The following is a 16,879-nucleotide window of genomic DNA, read 5'->3' on the forward strand; positions in this document are numbered from 1 at the left end:
ATGTGTATAGCTCTTTATTGTTCTCAATAGACAGAATTATTAAATTTTCAGAAAATAATTGACACTCTAATGTTTTTTTGTTAGCCTATTCTTGTATCTTAATTTAAAGTAAATTTTAGAGAAAGAGGGAATAGTTGATAAATGAAACAGACAAAATTTTTAGGAATTCTTTGTCTTATACTGGCTTTCATTTCAATTATGGTTGGTGCTAGCAGTTTTTCTTGGCATAAACTACTCAGTGGTGAGACGAACACTTGGCTATTATTTTTAGAGTCGCGCTTACCAAGGACTATTAGTATCATTTTAGCAGGATCTAGCATGAGTATTGCGGGACTTCTGATGCAAACTGTTACACAGAATCATTTTGCAGCGCCTAGTACAATTGGAACAGTAAATGCTGCAAAGTTCGGTATGCTTCTCAGCCTCTTCTTCTTTCCAACGGCGAATTTGGCTCAAAAAATGCTCTTCGCCTTTGTCTCTTCTATTTTTTTTACGATTATTTTTATTAGATTTATCAGAAAATTATCATTTAAGGAAAAATGGTTACTGCCACTTGTCGGAATTATTTATAGTGGTGTCATTAGCGCAGCTGCTGAAATTCTTGCCTATCGTTTTGATCTAGTGCAAAGTATGACATCGTGGACGCAAGGATCTTTTGCAATGATTCAGACACATCAATATGAGTGGCTTTTTTTAAGTTTTGTTATTCTGATTGCTGTCTGGCGGTTGTCTGCTACTTTTACAATTATGAATCTAGGAGAAGATGCTAGCCATAATCTAGGGATATCTTTTTATCAAATGGAAGGATTGAGCCTATTTCTCATTGCTCTCACAACCAGTGTGACAATGATTACAGTGGGCTCGCTTCCTTTCATAGGCGTGATTATACCAAATATTGTGCGAAAATTTTATGGAGATCATATCACGCGCATCAAAAGTATTACTGCCCTGACGGGAGCAGGCTTAATTTTAATCTGTGATATTATGTCACGTATGGTGATCCGTCCCTACGAAATCTCAGTTAGTTTGATTCTGGGAATTTTTGGAAGTTTAACATTCATTTATCTTTTATGGCGAGGTGCCACTCATGAATAAAATGAAAATCCAAACAAGAGGGCTCATCATCTTGCTACTTTTTGTGGCTATAGTAGCTATATTTTTCTACCTGATGCCAACAGAGTATCCTTTGACAGGCTTTATCATAAAACTGCGATCGCAAAAGTTATTGGCCTATCTAATCATTGCAGTTGCTGCTAGTTTTTCAACAATCAGTTTCCAAACGATTACTGAAAATCGATTTTTAACACCAAGTATCCTAGGCCTGGATGCTCTCTATGTGCTCATGCAGACTGTCTATCTATTTTTTGCCAATCAGTTTATTGGAAAGATATCAAATCCCTTGTTTGAGTTTATTATCATTTTGAGTATTCAATGTGGATTTTTCCTTTGTTTGCAGCCTATGATTAAAAAACTGTTCCAACAAGGTTTTGTGTTCATCTTACTCATCTGTATGGCATTAGGGACACTATTTAGAAGTACGAGTACCTTTCTGCAAGTATTGATGAATCCTAACGAATACGATAAGCTTCAAACAAAACTATTTCCTTCATTTCAACGAATGAATATGGAAATTGTTCTGATTGCTACTGTCATCATCGGACTAGTCAGTCTATATGTACTGAAAAAGAATGCTGTGCTCAATGTCTTCCGTTTAGATAAAAAGACAGCTATGATTTTAGGCATAGAGGTAGAAAAAGAGCAAAAAAAACTGCTATGGGCTATTGTTTTACTGACTTCGTCAACGACTGCTTTAGCTGGACCCATGATGTTTTTTGGCTTTATGATGTCTAATCTAGCCTATTTACTCATCAAAGAATACCAGCATAAATGGCTCTTTTTAGTGGCCAGTTTACTCGGCTTTATCTTTCTAATCAGCGGACAACTGCTGGTAGAGCGAATCTTTCAACTACAAATTAATGTCAGCATGGTCATCGAGTTAGTAGGAGGTTCTTTCTTCTTCTATCTGTTAGCAAAGGAGGCAAAACGTTAAATGCAATTAGAAAACATTAGCAAATCATTTGGGGAAGAGTTAGTCTTAGACGATATTCGTTTAAGAATTTCTCCCAGTAAATTCACCGCCTTTATCGGACCAAACGGTGCTGGAAAATCTACTCTTCTCTCTATCATGAGTCGCTTACTCAAAAAAGATCAGGGGTTTCTCAGTATCAAAGGAAAAGAAATTGAAGCTTGGAATTCTAGAGAATTAGCTAAAGAGCTAACGATTTTAAAGCAAAAAATCAACTATCAATCGAAATTAACCGTTGAAGAACTAGTTTCATTTGGGCGCTTTCCGTATAGCCAAGATCACTTAACAAAAGATGATGTTCAAAAAGTGGAGCAAGCCTTGATTTATCTGAATATCCTTGACTTGCGAAATCGCTTTATTGATACACTTTCAGGAGGGCAATTGCAACGTGTCTTTATTGCCATGGTTTTGGCACAGGATACAGATTTTATTCTTTTGGATGAGCCACTGAATAATCTGGATATTAAGCAAAGTATTGCCATGATGAAAATCTTGCGTTCACTTGTGGATGATCTGGGAAAAACGATTATTATTGTCATTCACGATATCAATATCGCTAGTCAATATGTGGATGAGATGGTCGCCTTTAAAGATGGGAAACTCTTTTGTCAAGGTACGACGGAACAAATCATGAAAAAAGAAACTTTAGATTCATTGTACGAAATGGACATAACCCTTGGTGAAATCAACGGGAAAAAATCTGTGTATATCTATAATTTAAATTTGGAGGATTTCTGATGAAACAGAATACAAAAAAACTATTGTTATCTATCCTTACAGCTTTTGCTGTTGTATTTTTAGCAGCTTGTGGTGCTCATAATAAACAAAACACAAAGACAAATACTTCATCTTCTGCAAGGGAAGTCTCTATTAAATCAGCAGCAGGGGAGACTAAAGTTCCAATCAATCCTAAAAAAATTGTTACGTTTGACCTTGGTGCAGCCGATACCATTCGAGCTCTAGGAAAGGAAAGTAGTCTCGCTGGGATTCCAAAGAAAACCTTGCCTGCTTACTTGAAAAATCTTTCAAAAAACATCAAAAATGTTGGCACCATGAAAGAGCCTGATATGGAAGTAATCGCTGCCTTGAAACCAGATTTAATCATTGCTTCTCCACGTACGGCACAGTATGTTAAGAAATTTAAAGAAATTGCTCCTACTATCCTTTTTAAAGCAGATAATAAAGATTACTGGGGGTCTACTAAACAAAACATTCTCTCCCTGGCAAGTATCTTTGGAGAAGATGGAACAAAAAAAGCTAAAAGCGAACTAGCTGCATTAGATAAAGAGATTGAAAGTGTTGCGAGTGCAAATGAAAAGTCAACTAAAAAAGCCTTAACCCTTATGTTGAACGAGGGCGCAATGTCAGCATTTGGTGCGAAATCACGTTTTGCATTTCTTTATAGCACCCTGAAATTCAAAGCCACTGATGCCAAAATTAAAGACTCTCGGCACGGTCAAGAGGTCAGTTTCGAAAGTGTCAAACAAATTAACCCAGACATTATTTTCTCTCTCAACCGAACTCTTGCTATCGGTGGCGATAATTCAGTGAATAAAGATTTATTGAATAATTCACTAATTCAAGAAACAAATGCTGCTAAAAAGAAAGCGATTGTTAATTTAACATCGGATCTTTGGTACCTTAGCGGTGGTGGTCTCGAGTCTACTAAATTGATGATTAAAGATGTCAAAAATATAGCTGGAAAATAAACAAAAAGAGTTGAAAGAAAACTTACTTGAAAAGTTCTTTCAACTCTTTTGTTGTACAACATTCAATTATCTTCAGCCACCAATGTATGATTTTTGACAAAATAATGTTCTAAAATGCCCTCGTCTCCGAATAAAACTCCATGGAGAACTCCACCATAGACAGCTCCACCATCCATACCAATTTTTTGATCCTGCGTTCTCCAAAGGCGACTTGTCCCAGGTCTCTCAGAAAAGAGATAAAAAGTTGGGGTATGACCAAATACGATTGTCTTTCCGGTTTGATTGTATCCCTGATGAAAGGGTTCACGCAACCAAACCTTTTGATAATCACTAGTTTGGTGCCAATCTTTCAAATCTAAATCAATACCGGCATGCACAAAAATATACTGTTCTGTTTCAACAAAGAAGGGCATCTGACGGATGAAAGTCACGAGATCTGGTGCCTCTTCTAACACGCGCTTAGCATCTTCCACTCCATCAACAGGAGTATCTAAAGATCGTCTTAAAATGGAATTGATTGTCGTATCTCCACCATTACGGCGATAATGTTCATATCCTCTCTCGGGATTATCTAACCAAGTTAGAAACATATACTCATGATTTCCAGAAATGCAAATTGCTCCTTGCTTTACAACAAGGTTCTTCACACACTCTAAAACTGCTCTACTATCCTCACCACGGTCAATCAAATCTCCTAAAAAAATGAGCTGGCTTTTTCCATCCCATTTTTTGAGTAGCGTTTCTAGCATATTTGCCTTTCCATGTACATCTCCAATTACAAAATAATTTGTCATGGTTTTCCTCCTGATAAAAGAAGAGATTGAAACGCAAGCCTCCAACTTCAAAGCCTCTTGTATAGTAAACAACTGGTGCAGAAACGAACTACTCAAAGTACTACTTTGAAGTTACAGATAAAACTTGCGAAGCAAGTCACTCTTCCAAATTTGGAAGAGTGCTTTTGACGAAAACTTCGTTTTATTCCATTGCCGACTTAGCAGCCTTCTAGATACTTAAGCAACTTTGTAGGAATTAGATTATACAAATATCCGGGATCATTATACCAGAACTTTGGCATAACGAAGGAGATGAACAACGTCAACCCATTCACTGTTTCAATAGTTCTCTAGCCTGCGTGAGAGCTGCTTCAGTCACATTTTCACCCGCTAACATTTTAGCAATCTCTTCGATACGCTCTTCATCAGACAACAAGCGAACTGTTGAAACTGTTGAATATTCATCTGATATTTTCTCGATGAAAAATTGATAATCTGCAATAGCAATCACTTGTGGTAGGTGCGAGATGGCAAGAACTTGTCCATTGGAGCCAATTTTATGAATTTTCTGAGCAATAGCTTGCGCAACACGTCCAGATACGCCTGTGTCTACTTCATCAAAAACAATGCTTGTCTTGCCTTCTTTACGAGAAAAAGCAGACTTGATTGCCAACATCAAACGTGACAATTCGCCACCGGAAGCAATCTTAACGAGCGGTTTGTAATCTTCGCCCGGATTAGTCGAAATGTAAAATTCAACATGCTCATTTCCCTCGCGGCTAAACTTTCCTTTGGTAAATTGAACTCGAAAATTCGCCTTTTCCATATAGAGATCTTTTAATTCTTGCTGAATCTCTGCTTCCAATTGCTGGGCTAATTCGTGCCGTTCCTGACTCAGACGACCTGCTAGAGAGACCAAATCTTTCTCCAGCTTTCTCAACTCTTGATCCAAATCATTTGATGAGAGATTCTTTCCAGTCAGAAGCGCATATTCTTTAGAAATTTGCTCTAAATAAGCTAACACATCATCCACATGCCCACCGTATTTACGAGTAATGCTATAAATTAGATCTAGACGCCTTTCAACTTCTAAGAGACGATCACCATCAAAATCCATGTTATCTAGAATGTCTTCCAAACGCTTTGTTGCGTCTTCCAGTACATAGTAAGACTCAGAAAGATTAGCCGCAATTTCTTTGTAAGTAACATCGTACTCTTCGATAGCTTCCATATCATTCATGGCAGCTCGAATATTAGATAAACTCGAAAACTCCTCATTATCCAGCATAGCGTAGGCATTTGTCAAAGTGTCTGCAATCTGCTTATGGTTGAGTAATTTATCGCGTTCTTGGTTTAATGCCAAATCTTCGCCAGCTCTTAAATTAGCCGCCTCAATCTCTGCAATCTGATATTCCAGCATATCAATTCGCGCCTTATTTTCTTCTTGATTCTTCTGAATCGTTATAACTTGCTTACGCAACTGACGATACTGATCAAAAGTTTGCTGATAATCCGCTTTGAGTTTAAAAAATACTTCATCTCCAAACTCGTCCAACATAGCAATATGTAACTGGGAACGCATCAACTCTTCTTGGTCGTGCTGACCATGAATATCCACCAAATGCTGTCCAACCGATCGCAAAACGGATAAATTGACCATTTGACCATTAATACGGCTGATACTGCGACCGTTTTGGAAAATTTCTCGTCGAATAATCAACTCATCTGTCATATCAAGCCCTTGCTGCTCAAAGATTTCAACCAAAGCTTTACTCTGTTCAATCGCAAACAGTCCTTCAATCTCAGCTTTCGGAGCGCCATGACGAATCACATCTGTTGTTGCTCGGCTTCCCAACATCATATTCATAGCATCAATAATAATAGACTTCCCAGCACCCGTTTCACCTGTCAAAACAGTCATGCCTTGCTCAAAATTGAGAGAAACCTCTTCAATAATTGCAAAATTTTTAATGGAAATTTCAAGTAACATAGGCTACCTACCAATTTTTTATCTCTTCCAATACCTTATGAGCCATTTCTTCATTACGGAAAATAAGGAGGATTGTGTCATCATCCGCTAAAATACTAAAAATGTCATCAGAAAAATCTTCTACGATTTGTCGCTTCACAAAAGCTGTGCTTCCAGGGACAAGGCGAAGGTTGATCATATTTCTTAACAACTCAAAGTCTAAAATATTGTTATCCGCTAATTTTAAGCTTGTACTAGCTGATTTTGGTAATTCATAGATATAGGTGTTATTCTTCTGCGGAATTTTGACAATTCCCAGCTCTTTAATGTCTCGTGAAATGGTTGCCTGTGTTGCTGTGATTCCTGATTGTTTCAGATATTCTACAATGGCTTCTTGTGTTCCAACTTCATAATCCGACACAAAATGTCTAATTTTTTCTAATCTTTCTTTTTTATTCATCCTTAAATTCCTTATGTGCTGTTTCCACGACAGTTGTAATCATCGTCTTTACTAGGTTTTCGGGGTGAAACCTTTTTTCTAAATAGGCCAGAAATTCCACGTTCCCATGTCCACCTTGAATAGGGGAGAAATCCAGACCTTTAACAGAGAATCCGGCTTCAACCATAAAGTCCGTTACTTTTTCTAAAACTGCTTGATGCACTTTTTTATCTTTTACAATTCCATTCTTGCCAATTTGCTCTCTACCGGCCTCAAACTGCGGCTTAATGAGTGCCACAACTTCTCCATTTTTAGCCAAAACCTTATGCAAAGCTGGTAGAATGAGACGAAGCGAGATAAAACTGACATCAATGGAGGCAAAACTAGGTATCTTCTCAAAATCAGCTGCTTCAGCATAACGAAAGTTAAATTGCTCCATGCTGACCACTCGCTCATCTTGACGGAGTTTCCATGCCAGCTGATTCGTGCCGACATCTACTGCGTAGACTTGCTGTGCACCATTTTGCAGCATAACATCCGTAAAGCCACCTGTCGAGGCTCCAATGTCCAACGTGACCTGCTCCTCAACTGAAATGTCAAACACCTGCAAAGCCTTTTCTAATTTTAAACCACCACGACTGACATATTTGAGCTTTTCTCCCTTGAGTTTCAACTCCATACTTTCATCAATTTTTTCACCAGGTTTATCAAAACGTTGACCATTGGCAACGGCAACAACTAAACCTGCCATGACCCCTCGTTTAGCTTGTTCTCTCGTTTCAAACAAACCTTGCTTATAAGCTAGAACATCTACTCTTTCCTTCGTCATTAAGCCTCAAACTTTCTATTATTTTTCTGATAGCAGACCCTGAAAAATCTATGTCCATTTCTACCTCTGCTAATAAAATCTCAGCTGCGCTCAACTGTTCTTCAAAGAAATGCTTAGCACCATCCAAGCCCAAGATAGCTGGATAAGTGGCCTTCCCTGCTGCTACATCTTTCTGTGGTGTCTTCCCCAAGTCCTCAAAACTCGCTGTCTCATCTAGAATATCATCTCGCACCTGAAAAGCTAGTCCAAGTAATTGACCCGTTTTTCTTAATTTTTCTTGCTGCGGTTCTGCTAGTTCAGCAATCAAACCAGCTGCAATAAAAGGATAGGTCAGGAGCTTACCAGTTTTGTTAGCATGAATAACCTGTAACTCTTCCAAACTAACGCCACGACCTTCTCCTTGCATATCAAGAACTTGACCTCCAACCATGCCAAAGGTTCCAGCAGCTTGAGATAATTCTGCAATTAAGTTTGCCCTAATCTGACTAGGTAATGCCGCTTCTGCTACTAAGGCATAAGAATCCAAAAAGAGCGAATCCCCTGCTAAAATAGCCATATCCTCTCCAAATTTTTTGTGGCTGGTTAAACGACCACGACGATAATCATCATCATCCATAGCTGGCAAATCGTCATGAATCAAACTTCCAGTATGAATCATCTCAAGCGCTGCGGCCACCTGAAAATGGGCCTCCGTCAATTCCAAACCCATACCTTCTAACAATTCCAAAAGCAGCAGAGGGCGAATCCGCTTGCCGCCTGCATTGATTGAGTAAAGAATCACTTCAATCAAATCAGCCGATACCATCTTTTGAACATAAAAATTCTCAATAGTCCGCCCAATTCTAACCAATTTTTCGTCTTGTTTCATTCCACTTCCGTTTCTGTGCCGTCAGCCTGCATAACCTTGACCAGTGTTTTTTCTGCCTTATCTAAGGTTGCTTGAAGTTCTTTTGAAAGTTGCATTCCTTTTTGAAACTCAGAAATTGCTTCTTCCAAAGGGACATCTCCGTTTTCTAACTTTTGCACAATGACTTCTAAATCAGCTAAATTTTCTTCAAATTTCTTTTCTTTTGACATTTTTTACCTCAACTTCCAGATGACCGTCATGCATAACTACACTGACCTTGTCACCCTTTTCTATATCTTTGGTACCTGATACCACCTTGTCGTCTTTTTGAACAATCGCATAGCCACGAGCTACAATTCGACTGGTATCCAACATAAGCAATGCATCAGATAAACGCTTGACTTCTGCTACCTTGTAATCATAAATCACCGCCATATTGCTACGTAAAAGGCGTTCCAACTGGACTGCACGTTCTTGATAAGTCTGAACCATCCTTAAAGGAGATAAAGCCTCCAAACGATGTTCTAAGAGCCTTGCTTGCTGCATCCCTTCACTATAATATTCGCGAATTTGTTGCTTGAGTCGCAAATTTAATTGATCTAATTTTTGAAGATAGCTATCATATAATCGTTCCGGTTGACGAAAAATGACAGACTGGCTCAACTTAACCAATCGCTCACGATTATAAGTAAGACGATTAGATGTAGCAGTAGCCAAACGATTTTGTTGCTGCTGTATGTGCGCTAAGAGATCCAATTTTGTTACAGGCGTTGCTAGTTCTGCAGCGGCAGTTGGCGTTGCGGCGCGTCTATCTGCAACAAAATCTGCCAAAGTCGTGTCTGTTTCATGCCCTACACTTGAAATGATTGGAATTTGAGATTCAAAAATGGCACGGACAACAATTTCTTCGTTAAATGACCAAAGATCTTCAATTGATCCACCACCTCGACCGATGATAAGGACATCTAAATCCCTTCGTGTATTAGCACGACGGATACTATCTGCCACCTGAGTAGCAGCTCCTTCTCCCTGTACTTTGGTTGGATAAAGAATAATGTCTACTCCTGGAAAACGACGGCTAACAGTTGTAATAATATCACGAATCACTGCACCACTAGGACTAGTCACTACCCCAATTTTCTTAGGAAATTGCGGTAAGGTTTGTTTAAATCGAGTCTCAAACAAGCCTTCTTCCCCTAACCGTTTTTTAAGCTGCTCAAACTGAATTGCCAAAGCCCCTACACCATCTGGCTCCGCTTTTTCAATGATAATAGAGTAGGAGCCACTTGGCTCATAAAGCTGAATCCGGCCGACAACATTGATTTTCATGCCTTCTTCCAAGTCAAAACCTAGCTTTTTGTAAACTCCGCCCCAGATTGTTGCCTGAATGACAGCCTTTTCGTCTTTGAGAGAGAAATACTGATGATTCAGACGTTTGCGAAAATTGGAAACTTCTCCTGTCAGATAAACCCGCTCTAAATAAGGATCTTTATCAAACTTTAACTTTAAATATTTAGTCAAGGTCGATACAGATAAATACTCAGCCATTTCTCTCCTTTCTTCTCCTATAGTTCTTCTTCATTTGTAATGTTTATTATACCAAACTATCTATAAAAAATCATTGACAGAATTCATAAAAACTAACACCATTTCTTCATCCACTTAGGAATCTCTTTACTAATTTCTGTTGGTAAGACCACATAAGATTTTTTGCTCAACTCCTCTGCAATCGCCGAATGAAGATAGACAGCGGCAGTTACACGATCTAGTAGAGAGCTCGTTTTAAATTGTCCTGTAAAGCCCGCAATCATACCTGCAAGCGTGTCCCCCATACCGCCTGTTGCTTGATACGGACCTCCAATGGACAGTTGAAAACAGTTCCGATTTCCACTTTGAAAAATAGTCGTTCCATGCTTTTTTTGAACAACGATAGTTTTAACAGGAAAAGCATTAACTGCTTCTTGACTTTTTTCGAGTGTCTGCTCTGTTAGCTTTAATCCACTCAACCGTTCCCATTCTTTTTGATGTGGTGTAAAAATCGTCTGTGCCTTTGGAAATGGCAAAACTTCTTTGCTAAAAAAAGAAATGGCTCCACCATCCATGATAAAAACTTGACGTTCACTAGCAAGATTTATTACCAACTGTAAAGTAGCTTTTTCAAGAGGATTTTCAGCCAAACCTGGACCAATCAATAGCACATCTGCCTTTTGGATCTGTTCTTTCAATAATTTCTCGTCCCGAATATCAAAAGCCATTGCTTCAGGTAATTGTGCATGTAACGATGGGATATTTTCCTTATCTGTTGCCACTGTGACTAAGCCAGCTCCACTATAGATCGCAGCCATTGCTGCCATTATTATTGCGCCACCAAACGGATAAGTACCGCCAATCAATAACAGACGACCATACTCTCCCTTGTGACCATTCAGCGCACGTGGTTGAATAACCTTTTTCAATAATGTATAGTCTACCACTTTCATGTTTGCTCCCTTCACTTATGCCAGTAGAGAAGTGACACCCTTGTTTATCTTTATTTTACCACAAACAAAATAGACATGTCTCCAAAATCGAAAACATGTCGCACTCTATTTCTTTAAACTCCGTTTGCAGGCTCTATATGTCTGTTCCATAAGCATAGTAATAGTCATGGGACCAACGCCCTTTGGCACAGGAGTAATGAGACTAGCGATTTCTGATACTTCATCAAATTTTACATCGCCAATCAATTTACCATTCTGATCGCGGTTCATCCCCACATCAATCACGACTGCACCTTCTTTAACAAAATCTTTCGTCACAAAGTGACCACGACCAATGGCAACAACCAAAATATCAGCTTTTTTTGTTATTTCTGACAAATGATGTGTCCGCGAATGAGTCAAAGTTACTGTGGCATTTTTAGCCAGCAAGAGCTGTGCCATCGGCTTACCCACAATATTACTTCGTCCAATGACCACCGCACGTTTGCCTTCTAAGTCAACACCATATTCATGAAACATTTCCATAATACCAGCAGGTGTTGAAGGGATCATAACAGGATGGCCACTCCAAAGTCGCCCCATATTCATCGGATGAAAGCCATCCACATCTTTATCGGGATCAATCGCTAACAGCACCGCTTCTTCATCAATGTGTTTTGGAAGAGGCAATTGCACTAAAATACCATGCCAAGCTGAGTCTTGATTGTATCGTTCTATCAAAGCAAGTAATTCTTCTTGGCTAGTCGTTTCTGGCAAGCGTACCACTTCACTATGAAGCCCCACTGACAAAGCGGAGCGCTCTTTATTTCGTACATAAATCTGACTGGCTGGATTATTTCCCACTAAAATCACTACAAGTCCTGGAATCGATCCTGTTTCGTCTTTTAATTTTCTAACTTTTTCTGCTAACTGTATTTGCAATTTTTCTGCCAAAGCCTTGCCATCAATTATCTTTATCATATCTATCTCATTTCTAATTTCTTCATTCTATTATAACATATAACAAAAAAATGACTGCTTTTTCTTATAAAACATTATCAATCAAAAGATCGTAGAATTCCTTCCTTCTTTCAGCTTTTAATATTTTACAAAAATTTACATAAAAAACAGAAAAAAATCAGCCAAAAAACTTAAAATTACCTTAAACCTTAAAACTATTTTAAGGTAACTGCTTTAACATAGAACACGGTACCGATTTAGTTTTAAAATATATAGAAGGGAAGAAAATTATGCAAATAGCCAAGCAGGCTTTGAATTACATCAGTAGAAAAAGAGTTAAAACTCTTCTTGTATTTCTGATACTTACTCTCATTTCAACTGCCTTAACTAGTAGCTTTTCTATTATGGGAACGACTAATAATATCGAAAAGAAAATCTATGACGCATCAAATACTGGCTTTACAATAACTAGCAAAACACTTGAACGACCACTTTCACTAAAAACAGCAGAAAAATTACTTGAGAATAAAGAAATTTCAAAATTCAACTTCAAATACGATGCTTTAGCAAGTTTGACAGATAAAACTGTTGTTAAGAAAAAACAAGGTGTCACAAGAGACAATCAAAACCCTGTCCTCAACAATCTGGTTGCTGCATTAGGAACAAGTGATTCTACTCTAGAAACAACCTTTGCAAGTGGTGTTTTCAAACTTGAACAAGGAAAGCCAATTCGTAAAGGCGATAAATCCAAGATTCTCATCCATGAAAAATTAGCTAAAAAGAACCATTTAAAGGTTGGAGATAAACTAAAACTAAAGGGAGCTTCCTTAAAGGATGAGGATGCTAAACAACTCCATGAAGTAGAGTTTGAAATTGCTGGTATCTTCTCTGGAAAAAAAGAAGAGAAACAAACAGGTTTAAGCTCAGATGCGACAGAAAATACTGTCTATATGGACTATGAATCGAGCCAATACTTACAAGGCTACAAACCAGCTGATTATAAATTATCTGCAGCCGTTTATTTCGTATCAAATCCAAATCAAATTGATAAAGTCATCAATACAGTCAAAAAGTCAAAAATTGATTGGAAGCAAACTGATCTTGTTAAAAATTCTAAGGCTTTTGAAGCAGTTTCTTCTTCTGTTACCAGTTTCAAACAGATTATTAATGTTTTAACTTTCAGTATCATTATTGGAAGTATCATCGTTCTTTCCTTGATTCTCATGTTCTGGTTGAGAGAAAGAATTTATGAAATCGGAGTACTATTATCTCTCGGTATTTCAAAAGCGATGATTATCTCTCAATTCATACTGGAACTGGTTATCATATCAGTATTTAGTATGGCACTAGCTTCTATTAGTGGCTCTTATATTTCCACTATGGTATTCAAAGGGTTTATAAAAGGCGGTCAACAACAAGATAGCTCATCCGCTATTTTTGAAAATATCGTTCCGCACTTACATACCTCTACTATTTTGATGACTTATGGAATACTGCTCTTCATTATTTTACTTGCAGTAGTAGGTTCATCTTCTATTATCCTACATAAAAAACCAAAAGATATTTTAACCGATATAAGTTAAGGAGACAAAACATGACAATTTTAAAAATGGATTCAGTTAGTTACCAATACAATAGCCTACAAGAAAATGTATTGAATCAGATCACAGCTTCATTTGAAGAAGGAAAATTTTATGCTATTATAGGGAAATCTGGTGCAGGAAAATCAACCTTGCTTTCCCTTCTTGCAGGACTTGATACTCCTACAAAAGGAAAAATCCTCTTTGAAGATCAAGACATCGCTCAAAAAGGCTATAACCATCACAGACGGAAACAAATCTCCCTGGTTTTCCAAAATTATAATTTAATCGATTACTTAACTCCGATGGAGAATGTTCGACTCGTAAATTCTCAAGCAAGTAAAGATAGCTTACTACAACTTGGACTCAACGAAAAAGAAATCCATCGTAACGTATTACGATTATCAGGTGGCCAGCAGCAACGGGTTGCTATTGCACGCGCTCTTGCATCTACAGCACCAATTATCTTAGCAGATGAACCAACTGGGAACTTAGATGAAGGTACTGCCATGGACATCATTGAAGTCCTAATTAAATCAGCTAAACAAAAAAATAAATGTGTGATTGTGGTGACACACAGCAAAGAGTTAGCTAATAAAGCAGACGTCATCTTAGAGTTAAGCAATAAGAACTTAGTCGAAGTCACTAAGAATTATAAATAAGACCTCCAAGGAGAAGAAATTATATGTTAACGATAAAGAACGCTCTTGCCTATGTATGGCGCAAAAAAATAAAAACACTGATTATCTTTTTAATCCTGTTAGCCATCTCTACTTTAACACTTGGCAGTATTGCTGTTAAAAATGCAACAGACGCTGCTTCAAAAGAAACTTTCAAAAATATCACTAGCAGTTTCTCAATGCAGATTAACCGCGAAGTAAACCAAGGTACACCTCGCGGAGCAGGAAATCTTAAAGGCGAAGATATCGAAGCTGTGGAAAAAGTTAAAGGTATCTCTGGCTACATCAAACGAATGAATGTTGTCGCTGACTTAATTGATCACCAATTGGTTGAATCTGGAGAAACCGACTTTGAAAGCGAAGATAGAAAACAAAAATTCGGCCGTGCCATTATGGCAACAGGTATCAACGATTCATCTAAAGATGATAAATTTACCGCAGAAACCTTCAAACTAGTTGAAGGTAGACATATCAACAAAAATGACAAAAATGTTGCTTTAATTCATAAAGATTTTGCAGAAAAGAACAAACTTAAAGTCGGCGATACGATTAATATAAAATCGAATACTTATGACTATGATAACGTTCGCAAAGCTAATAAAACGACTAAAGTGACAGTTATCGGAATTTTTGACGGGAAAAATAAAGGAGGCGTTTCTAGTCCTCAAGAATTGTATGAAAATACCTTTATTACAGACTTAGAAACAACTAAAACTTTACAAGGTTCAACAGATAAAAACGCTATTTATCAAGATGCTACTTTCTTTGTAAACGGTAGCCAAGATATTGATAAAGTGATGGCGAAAGTAAAAGAAATATCATCTATTGATTGGGAAGCCTACACCCTTGTTAAGAGCACAAGCAACTTCCCAGCACTTCAATCTTCTATTAACGGTATTTACGGCGTTACTGGAAACCTCTTAATCGGAACGCTAATCTTTGGAGCGATTGTTCTTACGCTAGTCTTGTTCTTATGGATCAATGGTCGTAGAAAAGAAATGGGAATCATGCTTTCAATGGGAATTAGCAAAACAAAGATTTTCTTCCAATTTATCACAGAAGTTCTCTTTGTAAGTATATTTAGCTTCATTGGTGCTTACTTTGCAGGTAGTGCTGTCAGCAAGGTGATGGGAAATAGCATTTTAAAACAAGTTACCAGTGGTATTGCTGAAAAACTAGCTCGAGAAGGTAAGAGCGCCAATCTTGGAGGCGGGGCTGAAGTGGATGGCTTTAACAAGACCCTCACTAGCCTCAATGTACATGTATCTCCTGATGATATGACCAAAGTGGTCATCTTTGGACTTGCTATTATCATCGTTTCCGTCCTCATTGCTTCAATCACGCTCCTTAGTAAGCAACCAAAAGACTTACTAATGGGAGATAACAGCAAATAAGATATCAATGAGTTCAGACAAAATCGGTCCGTCAGCTAAGTTGACGGACCGATTTATTTTATAGACAGCTGGACTGACTCTCGGATGAAATGACGTGAGGTTCGCTTTGTCGACTTGGTCGATAAAATGAACCGCTTTGGATTGGATCTGTCGACCTAGTCGAAAAGATAAATGACTTTTAGTTTACCACGTCGACCCGGCGGACGAGATGAACTACTTTTAGTTTACCACGTCAACCCGGCGGACGAGATGAACTACTTTTGGTTTGCTCCGTCAGCCCGGCGAACAGGATGAGACTGTTTTGATTGGCTCCGTCAGCCCAGCGGACGAGATGAGCTACTGTGGATTTGGCTCGCTTGAGCATTGTTGTTTGTATTTTTGCTCCCAACCATACTGATTGTTTACTGATTTTTACAGTTCTTTTGATGTGCTTTCAGCTTCTTCATAGCCCAGTCGTAGTGACTGGATGTGCAGCTGACAAAGTAGGAGCCAAGAGTACTCCCACCAACCCATTTATAAACGCTCTTTGAAAACAGCTCTTCATTTGTAAAGGTTTCAGCCAGGGTTAGCACTTTTTCCTGTGATTGATGAAGCAACTTGATTGCTTTTTCTAGCAGTGTCTGTTGATGTTTTTGCCAAAATGCCACATTCATCTCACCATAGCTTCTCCAATTATAAGGTGCTGGCAAAAACGATTTTTCGACACCATTTTGATTGGAATACACCCAATTGAGAAGTAATTGTTGCCACTCATAAAGATGAATGAGAACATCTCTAAGATTTTTATCTCTCTTCCAATGAGCTTCTTTCCGTTTCTCATCTTTTGAAAAATCAAATGTGGTATTCAACTCTTCTTCTGTTAATCGGGAAATCAATGACTGTAGCTTTGCATATTGCTGTGTTGCTGCACTAATCAACTCAGTCTTGCTAGTAGGTCTTACCATGTTGTGTTCTCCTTTTTTAATAAATCATATAACAAATGACCTGACAACCTCTGTCATATTTTTAGTTTTCTCTTTATTTTTGTCTCATTTTTTCTTTGATTTCACATTGGCAGTCGCAATCGCCACAGCGTCCTTTTCCTTTGATGATATGGTGCATAGCTGCACCTGCTAAAACTAAAATGATGATAAATACAATAATCGTGGACATAA

The 16,879-nt window shown here is 38.1% G+C and carries 18 protein-coding genes; 7 read left to right on the forward strand and 11 right to left on the reverse strand.

What is annotated here, in order from left to right; genetic code table 11:
- Nucleotides 1-141: 141 nt before the first annotated feature.
- Genes H8787_RS08290 through H8787_RS08305 form a run of 4 tightly spaced genes read left to right on the forward strand, consistent with a single transcriptional unit; the run spans nt 142 to nt 3,795 of the window.
- Nucleotides 142-1,095, forward strand: coding sequence for an ABC transporter permease (locus tag H8787_RS08290; protein WP_006269745.1), 954 nt, complete (start codon nt 142-144; stop codon nt 1,093-1,095).
- Nucleotides 1,088-2,050: an iron chelate uptake ABC transporter family permease subunit gene (locus tag H8787_RS08295; protein ID WP_187327845.1), complete on the forward strand. Its 963-nt coding sequence runs from the start codon at nt 1,088-1,090 to the stop codon at nt 2,048-2,050. The genes H8787_RS08290 and H8787_RS08295 overlap by 8 nt, the downstream gene beginning before the upstream one ends.
- Nucleotides 2,051-2,824: an ATP-binding cassette domain-containing protein gene (locus tag H8787_RS08300; RefSeq protein WP_187327846.1), complete on the forward strand. Its 774-nt coding sequence runs from the start codon at nt 2,051-2,053 to the stop codon at nt 2,822-2,824. It begins immediately after the preceding gene.
- Nucleotides 2,824-3,795: a siderophore ABC transporter substrate-binding protein gene (locus H8787_RS08305; RefSeq protein WP_187327847.1), complete on the forward strand. Its 972-nt coding sequence runs from the start codon at nt 2,824-2,826 to the stop codon at nt 3,793-3,795. Before H8787_RS08300 ends, H8787_RS08305 begins: the two co-directional genes overlap by 1 nt.
- A gap of 62 nt (nt 3,796-3,857) precedes the next feature.
- Here the strand turns inward: H8787_RS08305 and H8787_RS08310 are convergent, their stop codons facing one another.
- From H8787_RS08310 to H8787_RS08350, 9 genes are all read right to left on the reverse strand, one after another.
- Nucleotides 3,858-4,589, reverse strand: a complete 732-nt coding sequence (locus H8787_RS08310) for a metallophosphoesterase (RefSeq protein ID WP_187327848.1) — start codon at nt 4,587-4,589, stop codon at nt 3,858-3,860.
- Nucleotides 4,590-4,899: 310 nt separating this feature from the next.
- Complete coding sequence (gene recN / locus H8787_RS08315; protein ID WP_049477041.1) at nt 4,900-6,558, reverse strand: DNA repair protein RecN; 1,659 nt, start codon at nt 6,556-6,558, stop codon at nt 4,900-4,902.
- A 7-nt stretch (nt 6,559-6,565) separates the two neighbouring features.
- Nucleotides 6,566-6,997, reverse strand: coding sequence for an arginine repressor (locus H8787_RS08320; protein WP_006269766.1), 432 nt, complete (start codon nt 6,995-6,997; stop codon nt 6,566-6,568).
- A complete protein-coding gene (locus H8787_RS08325; RefSeq protein WP_048786221.1) occupies nt 6,990-7,805 on the reverse strand; it encodes a TlyA family RNA methyltransferase in 816 nt (271 codons plus the stop codon). Before H8787_RS08325 ends, H8787_RS08320 begins: the two co-directional genes overlap by 8 nt.
- Nucleotides 7,771-8,673 (reverse strand): polyprenyl synthetase family protein, encoded by a 903-nt coding sequence (locus H8787_RS08330; protein WP_119056496.1) that lies wholly within the window; start codon nt 8,671-8,673, stop codon nt 7,771-7,773. The genes H8787_RS08325 and H8787_RS08330 overlap by 35 nt, the downstream gene beginning before the upstream one ends.
- Nucleotides 8,670-8,882 carry an exodeoxyribonuclease VII small subunit gene (locus tag H8787_RS08335; protein WP_003068213.1) on the reverse strand — a complete coding sequence of 71 codons (213 nt, stop codon included), beginning with the start codon at nt 8,880-8,882 and terminating at the stop codon, nt 8,670-8,672. Before H8787_RS08335 ends, H8787_RS08330 begins: the two co-directional genes overlap by 4 nt.
- Nucleotides 8,860-10,200 carry an exodeoxyribonuclease VII large subunit gene (gene xseA / locus H8787_RS08340; protein WP_187327849.1) on the reverse strand — a complete coding sequence of 447 codons (1,341 nt, stop codon included), beginning with the start codon at nt 10,198-10,200 and terminating at the stop codon, nt 8,860-8,862. Before xseA ends, H8787_RS08335 begins: the two co-directional genes overlap by 23 nt.
- A 92-nt stretch (nt 10,201-10,292) precedes the next feature.
- On the reverse strand, nt 10,293-11,132 hold the full coding sequence (locus H8787_RS08345; protein ID WP_039677316.1) for an NAD(P)H-hydrate dehydratase: 840 nt from the start codon (nt 11,130-11,132) through the stop codon (nt 10,293-10,295).
- A gap of 105 nt (nt 11,133-11,237) precedes the next feature.
- Nucleotides 11,238-12,092, reverse strand: a complete 855-nt coding sequence (locus H8787_RS08350; RefSeq protein WP_187327850.1) for a bifunctional methylenetetrahydrofolate dehydrogenase/methenyltetrahydrofolate cyclohydrolase — start codon at nt 12,090-12,092, stop codon at nt 11,238-11,240.
- Between the two features lie 269 nt (nt 12,093-12,361).
- On the opposite strand from H8787_RS08350, the gene H8787_RS08355 reads away from it, so the two are divergent.
- From H8787_RS08355 to H8787_RS08365, 3 genes are read left to right on the forward strand one after another with little or no spacing between them, the layout of a single operon-like run.
- Nucleotides 12,362-13,654 carry an ABC transporter permease gene (locus H8787_RS08355; protein WP_187327851.1) on the forward strand — a complete coding sequence of 431 codons (1,293 nt, stop codon included), beginning with the start codon at nt 12,362-12,364 and terminating at the stop codon, nt 13,652-13,654.
- Between the two features lie 11 nt (nt 13,655-13,665).
- Nucleotides 13,666-14,313 carry an ABC transporter ATP-binding protein gene (locus H8787_RS08360; RefSeq protein WP_187327852.1) on the forward strand — a complete coding sequence of 216 codons (648 nt, stop codon included), beginning with the start codon at nt 13,666-13,668 and terminating at the stop codon, nt 14,311-14,313.
- A gap of 23 nt (nt 14,314-14,336) precedes the next feature.
- Nucleotides 14,337-15,725, forward strand: a complete 1,389-nt coding sequence (locus H8787_RS08365) for an ABC transporter permease (protein WP_003068202.1) — start codon at nt 14,337-14,339, stop codon at nt 15,723-15,725.
- Between the two features lie 401 nt (nt 15,726-16,126).
- On the opposite strand, the gene H8787_RS08370 is transcribed toward H8787_RS08365, so the two are convergent.
- Both H8787_RS08370 and H8787_RS08375 read right to left on the reverse strand, forming a co-directional pair.
- The gene (locus H8787_RS08370) at nt 16,127-16,669 is read right to left on the reverse strand and encodes a ClbS/DfsB family four-helix bundle protein (RefSeq protein WP_187327853.1); all 543 of its coding nucleotides are present in this window, start codon (nt 16,667-16,669) and stop codon (nt 16,127-16,129) included.
- A gap of 73 nt (nt 16,670-16,742) precedes the next feature.
- Nucleotides 16,743-16,877: a FeoB-associated Cys-rich membrane protein gene (locus H8787_RS08375; protein WP_003023693.1), complete on the reverse strand. Its 135-nt coding sequence runs from the start codon at nt 16,875-16,877 to the stop codon at nt 16,743-16,745.
- Between the last annotated feature and the right edge of the window lie 2 nt (nt 16,878-16,879).

Source organism: Streptococcus sp. NSJ-72 (assembly GCF_014334035.1).
Taxonomy (GTDB): Bacteria; Bacillota; Bacilli; order Lactobacillales; family Streptococcaceae; genus Streptococcus; species Streptococcus constellatus.

Coding starts and splice junctions, on each gene's coding strand:
- H8787_RS08290 (WP_006269745.1), top strand. CDS start 142: ATGAAACAGACAAAATTTTTAGGAATTCTTTGTCTTATACTGGCTTTC.
- H8787_RS08295 (WP_187327845.1), top strand. CDS start 1,088: ATGAATAAAATGAAAATCCAAACAAGAGGGCTCATCATCTTGCTACTT.
- H8787_RS08300 (WP_187327846.1), top strand. CDS start 2,051: ATGCAATTAGAAAACATTAGCAAATCATTTGGGGAAGAGTTAGTCTTA.
- H8787_RS08305 (WP_187327847.1), top strand. CDS start 2,824: ATGAAACAGAATACAAAAAAACTATTGTTATCTATCCTTACAGCTTTT.
- H8787_RS08310 (WP_187327848.1), bottom strand. CDS start 4,589: ATGACAAATTATTTTGTAATTGGAGATGTACATGGAAAGGCAAATATG.
- recN (WP_049477041.1), bottom strand. CDS start 6,558: ATGTTACTTGAAATTTCCATTAAAAATTTTGCAATTATTGAAGAGGTT.
- H8787_RS08320 (WP_006269766.1), bottom strand. CDS start 6,997: ATGAATAAAAAAGAAAGATTAGAAAAAATTAGACATTTTGTGTCGGAT.
- H8787_RS08325 (WP_048786221.1), bottom strand. CDS start 7,805: ATGACGAAGGAAAGAGTAGATGTTCTAGCTTATAAGCAAGGTTTGTTT.
- H8787_RS08330 (WP_119056496.1), bottom strand. CDS start 8,673: ATGAAACAAGACGAAAAATTGGTTAGAATTGGGCGGACTATTGAGAAT.
- H8787_RS08335 (WP_003068213.1), bottom strand. CDS start 8,882: ATGTCAAAAGAAAAGAAATTTGAAGAAAATTTAGCTGATTTAGAAGTC.
- xseA (WP_187327849.1), bottom strand. CDS start 10,200: ATGGCTGAGTATTTATCTGTATCGACCTTGACTAAATATTTAAAGTTA.
- H8787_RS08345 (WP_039677316.1), bottom strand. CDS start 11,132: ATGAAAGTGGTAGACTATACATTATTGAAAAAGGTTATTCAACCACGT.
- H8787_RS08350 (WP_187327850.1), bottom strand. CDS start 12,092: ATGATAAAGATAATTGATGGCAAGGCTTTGGCAGAAAAATTGCAAATA.
- H8787_RS08355 (WP_187327851.1), top strand. CDS start 12,362: ATGCAAATAGCCAAGCAGGCTTTGAATTACATCAGTAGAAAAAGAGTT.
- H8787_RS08360 (WP_187327852.1), top strand. CDS start 13,666: ATGACAATTTTAAAAATGGATTCAGTTAGTTACCAATACAATAGCCTA.
- H8787_RS08365 (WP_003068202.1), top strand. CDS start 14,337: ATGTTAACGATAAAGAACGCTCTTGCCTATGTATGGCGCAAAAAAATA.
- H8787_RS08370 (WP_187327853.1), bottom strand. CDS start 16,669: ATGGTAAGACCTACTAGCAAGACTGAGTTGATTAGTGCAGCAACACAG.
- H8787_RS08375 (WP_003023693.1), bottom strand. CDS start 16,877: ATGTCCACGATTATTGTATTTATCATCATTTTAGTTTTAGCAGGTGCA.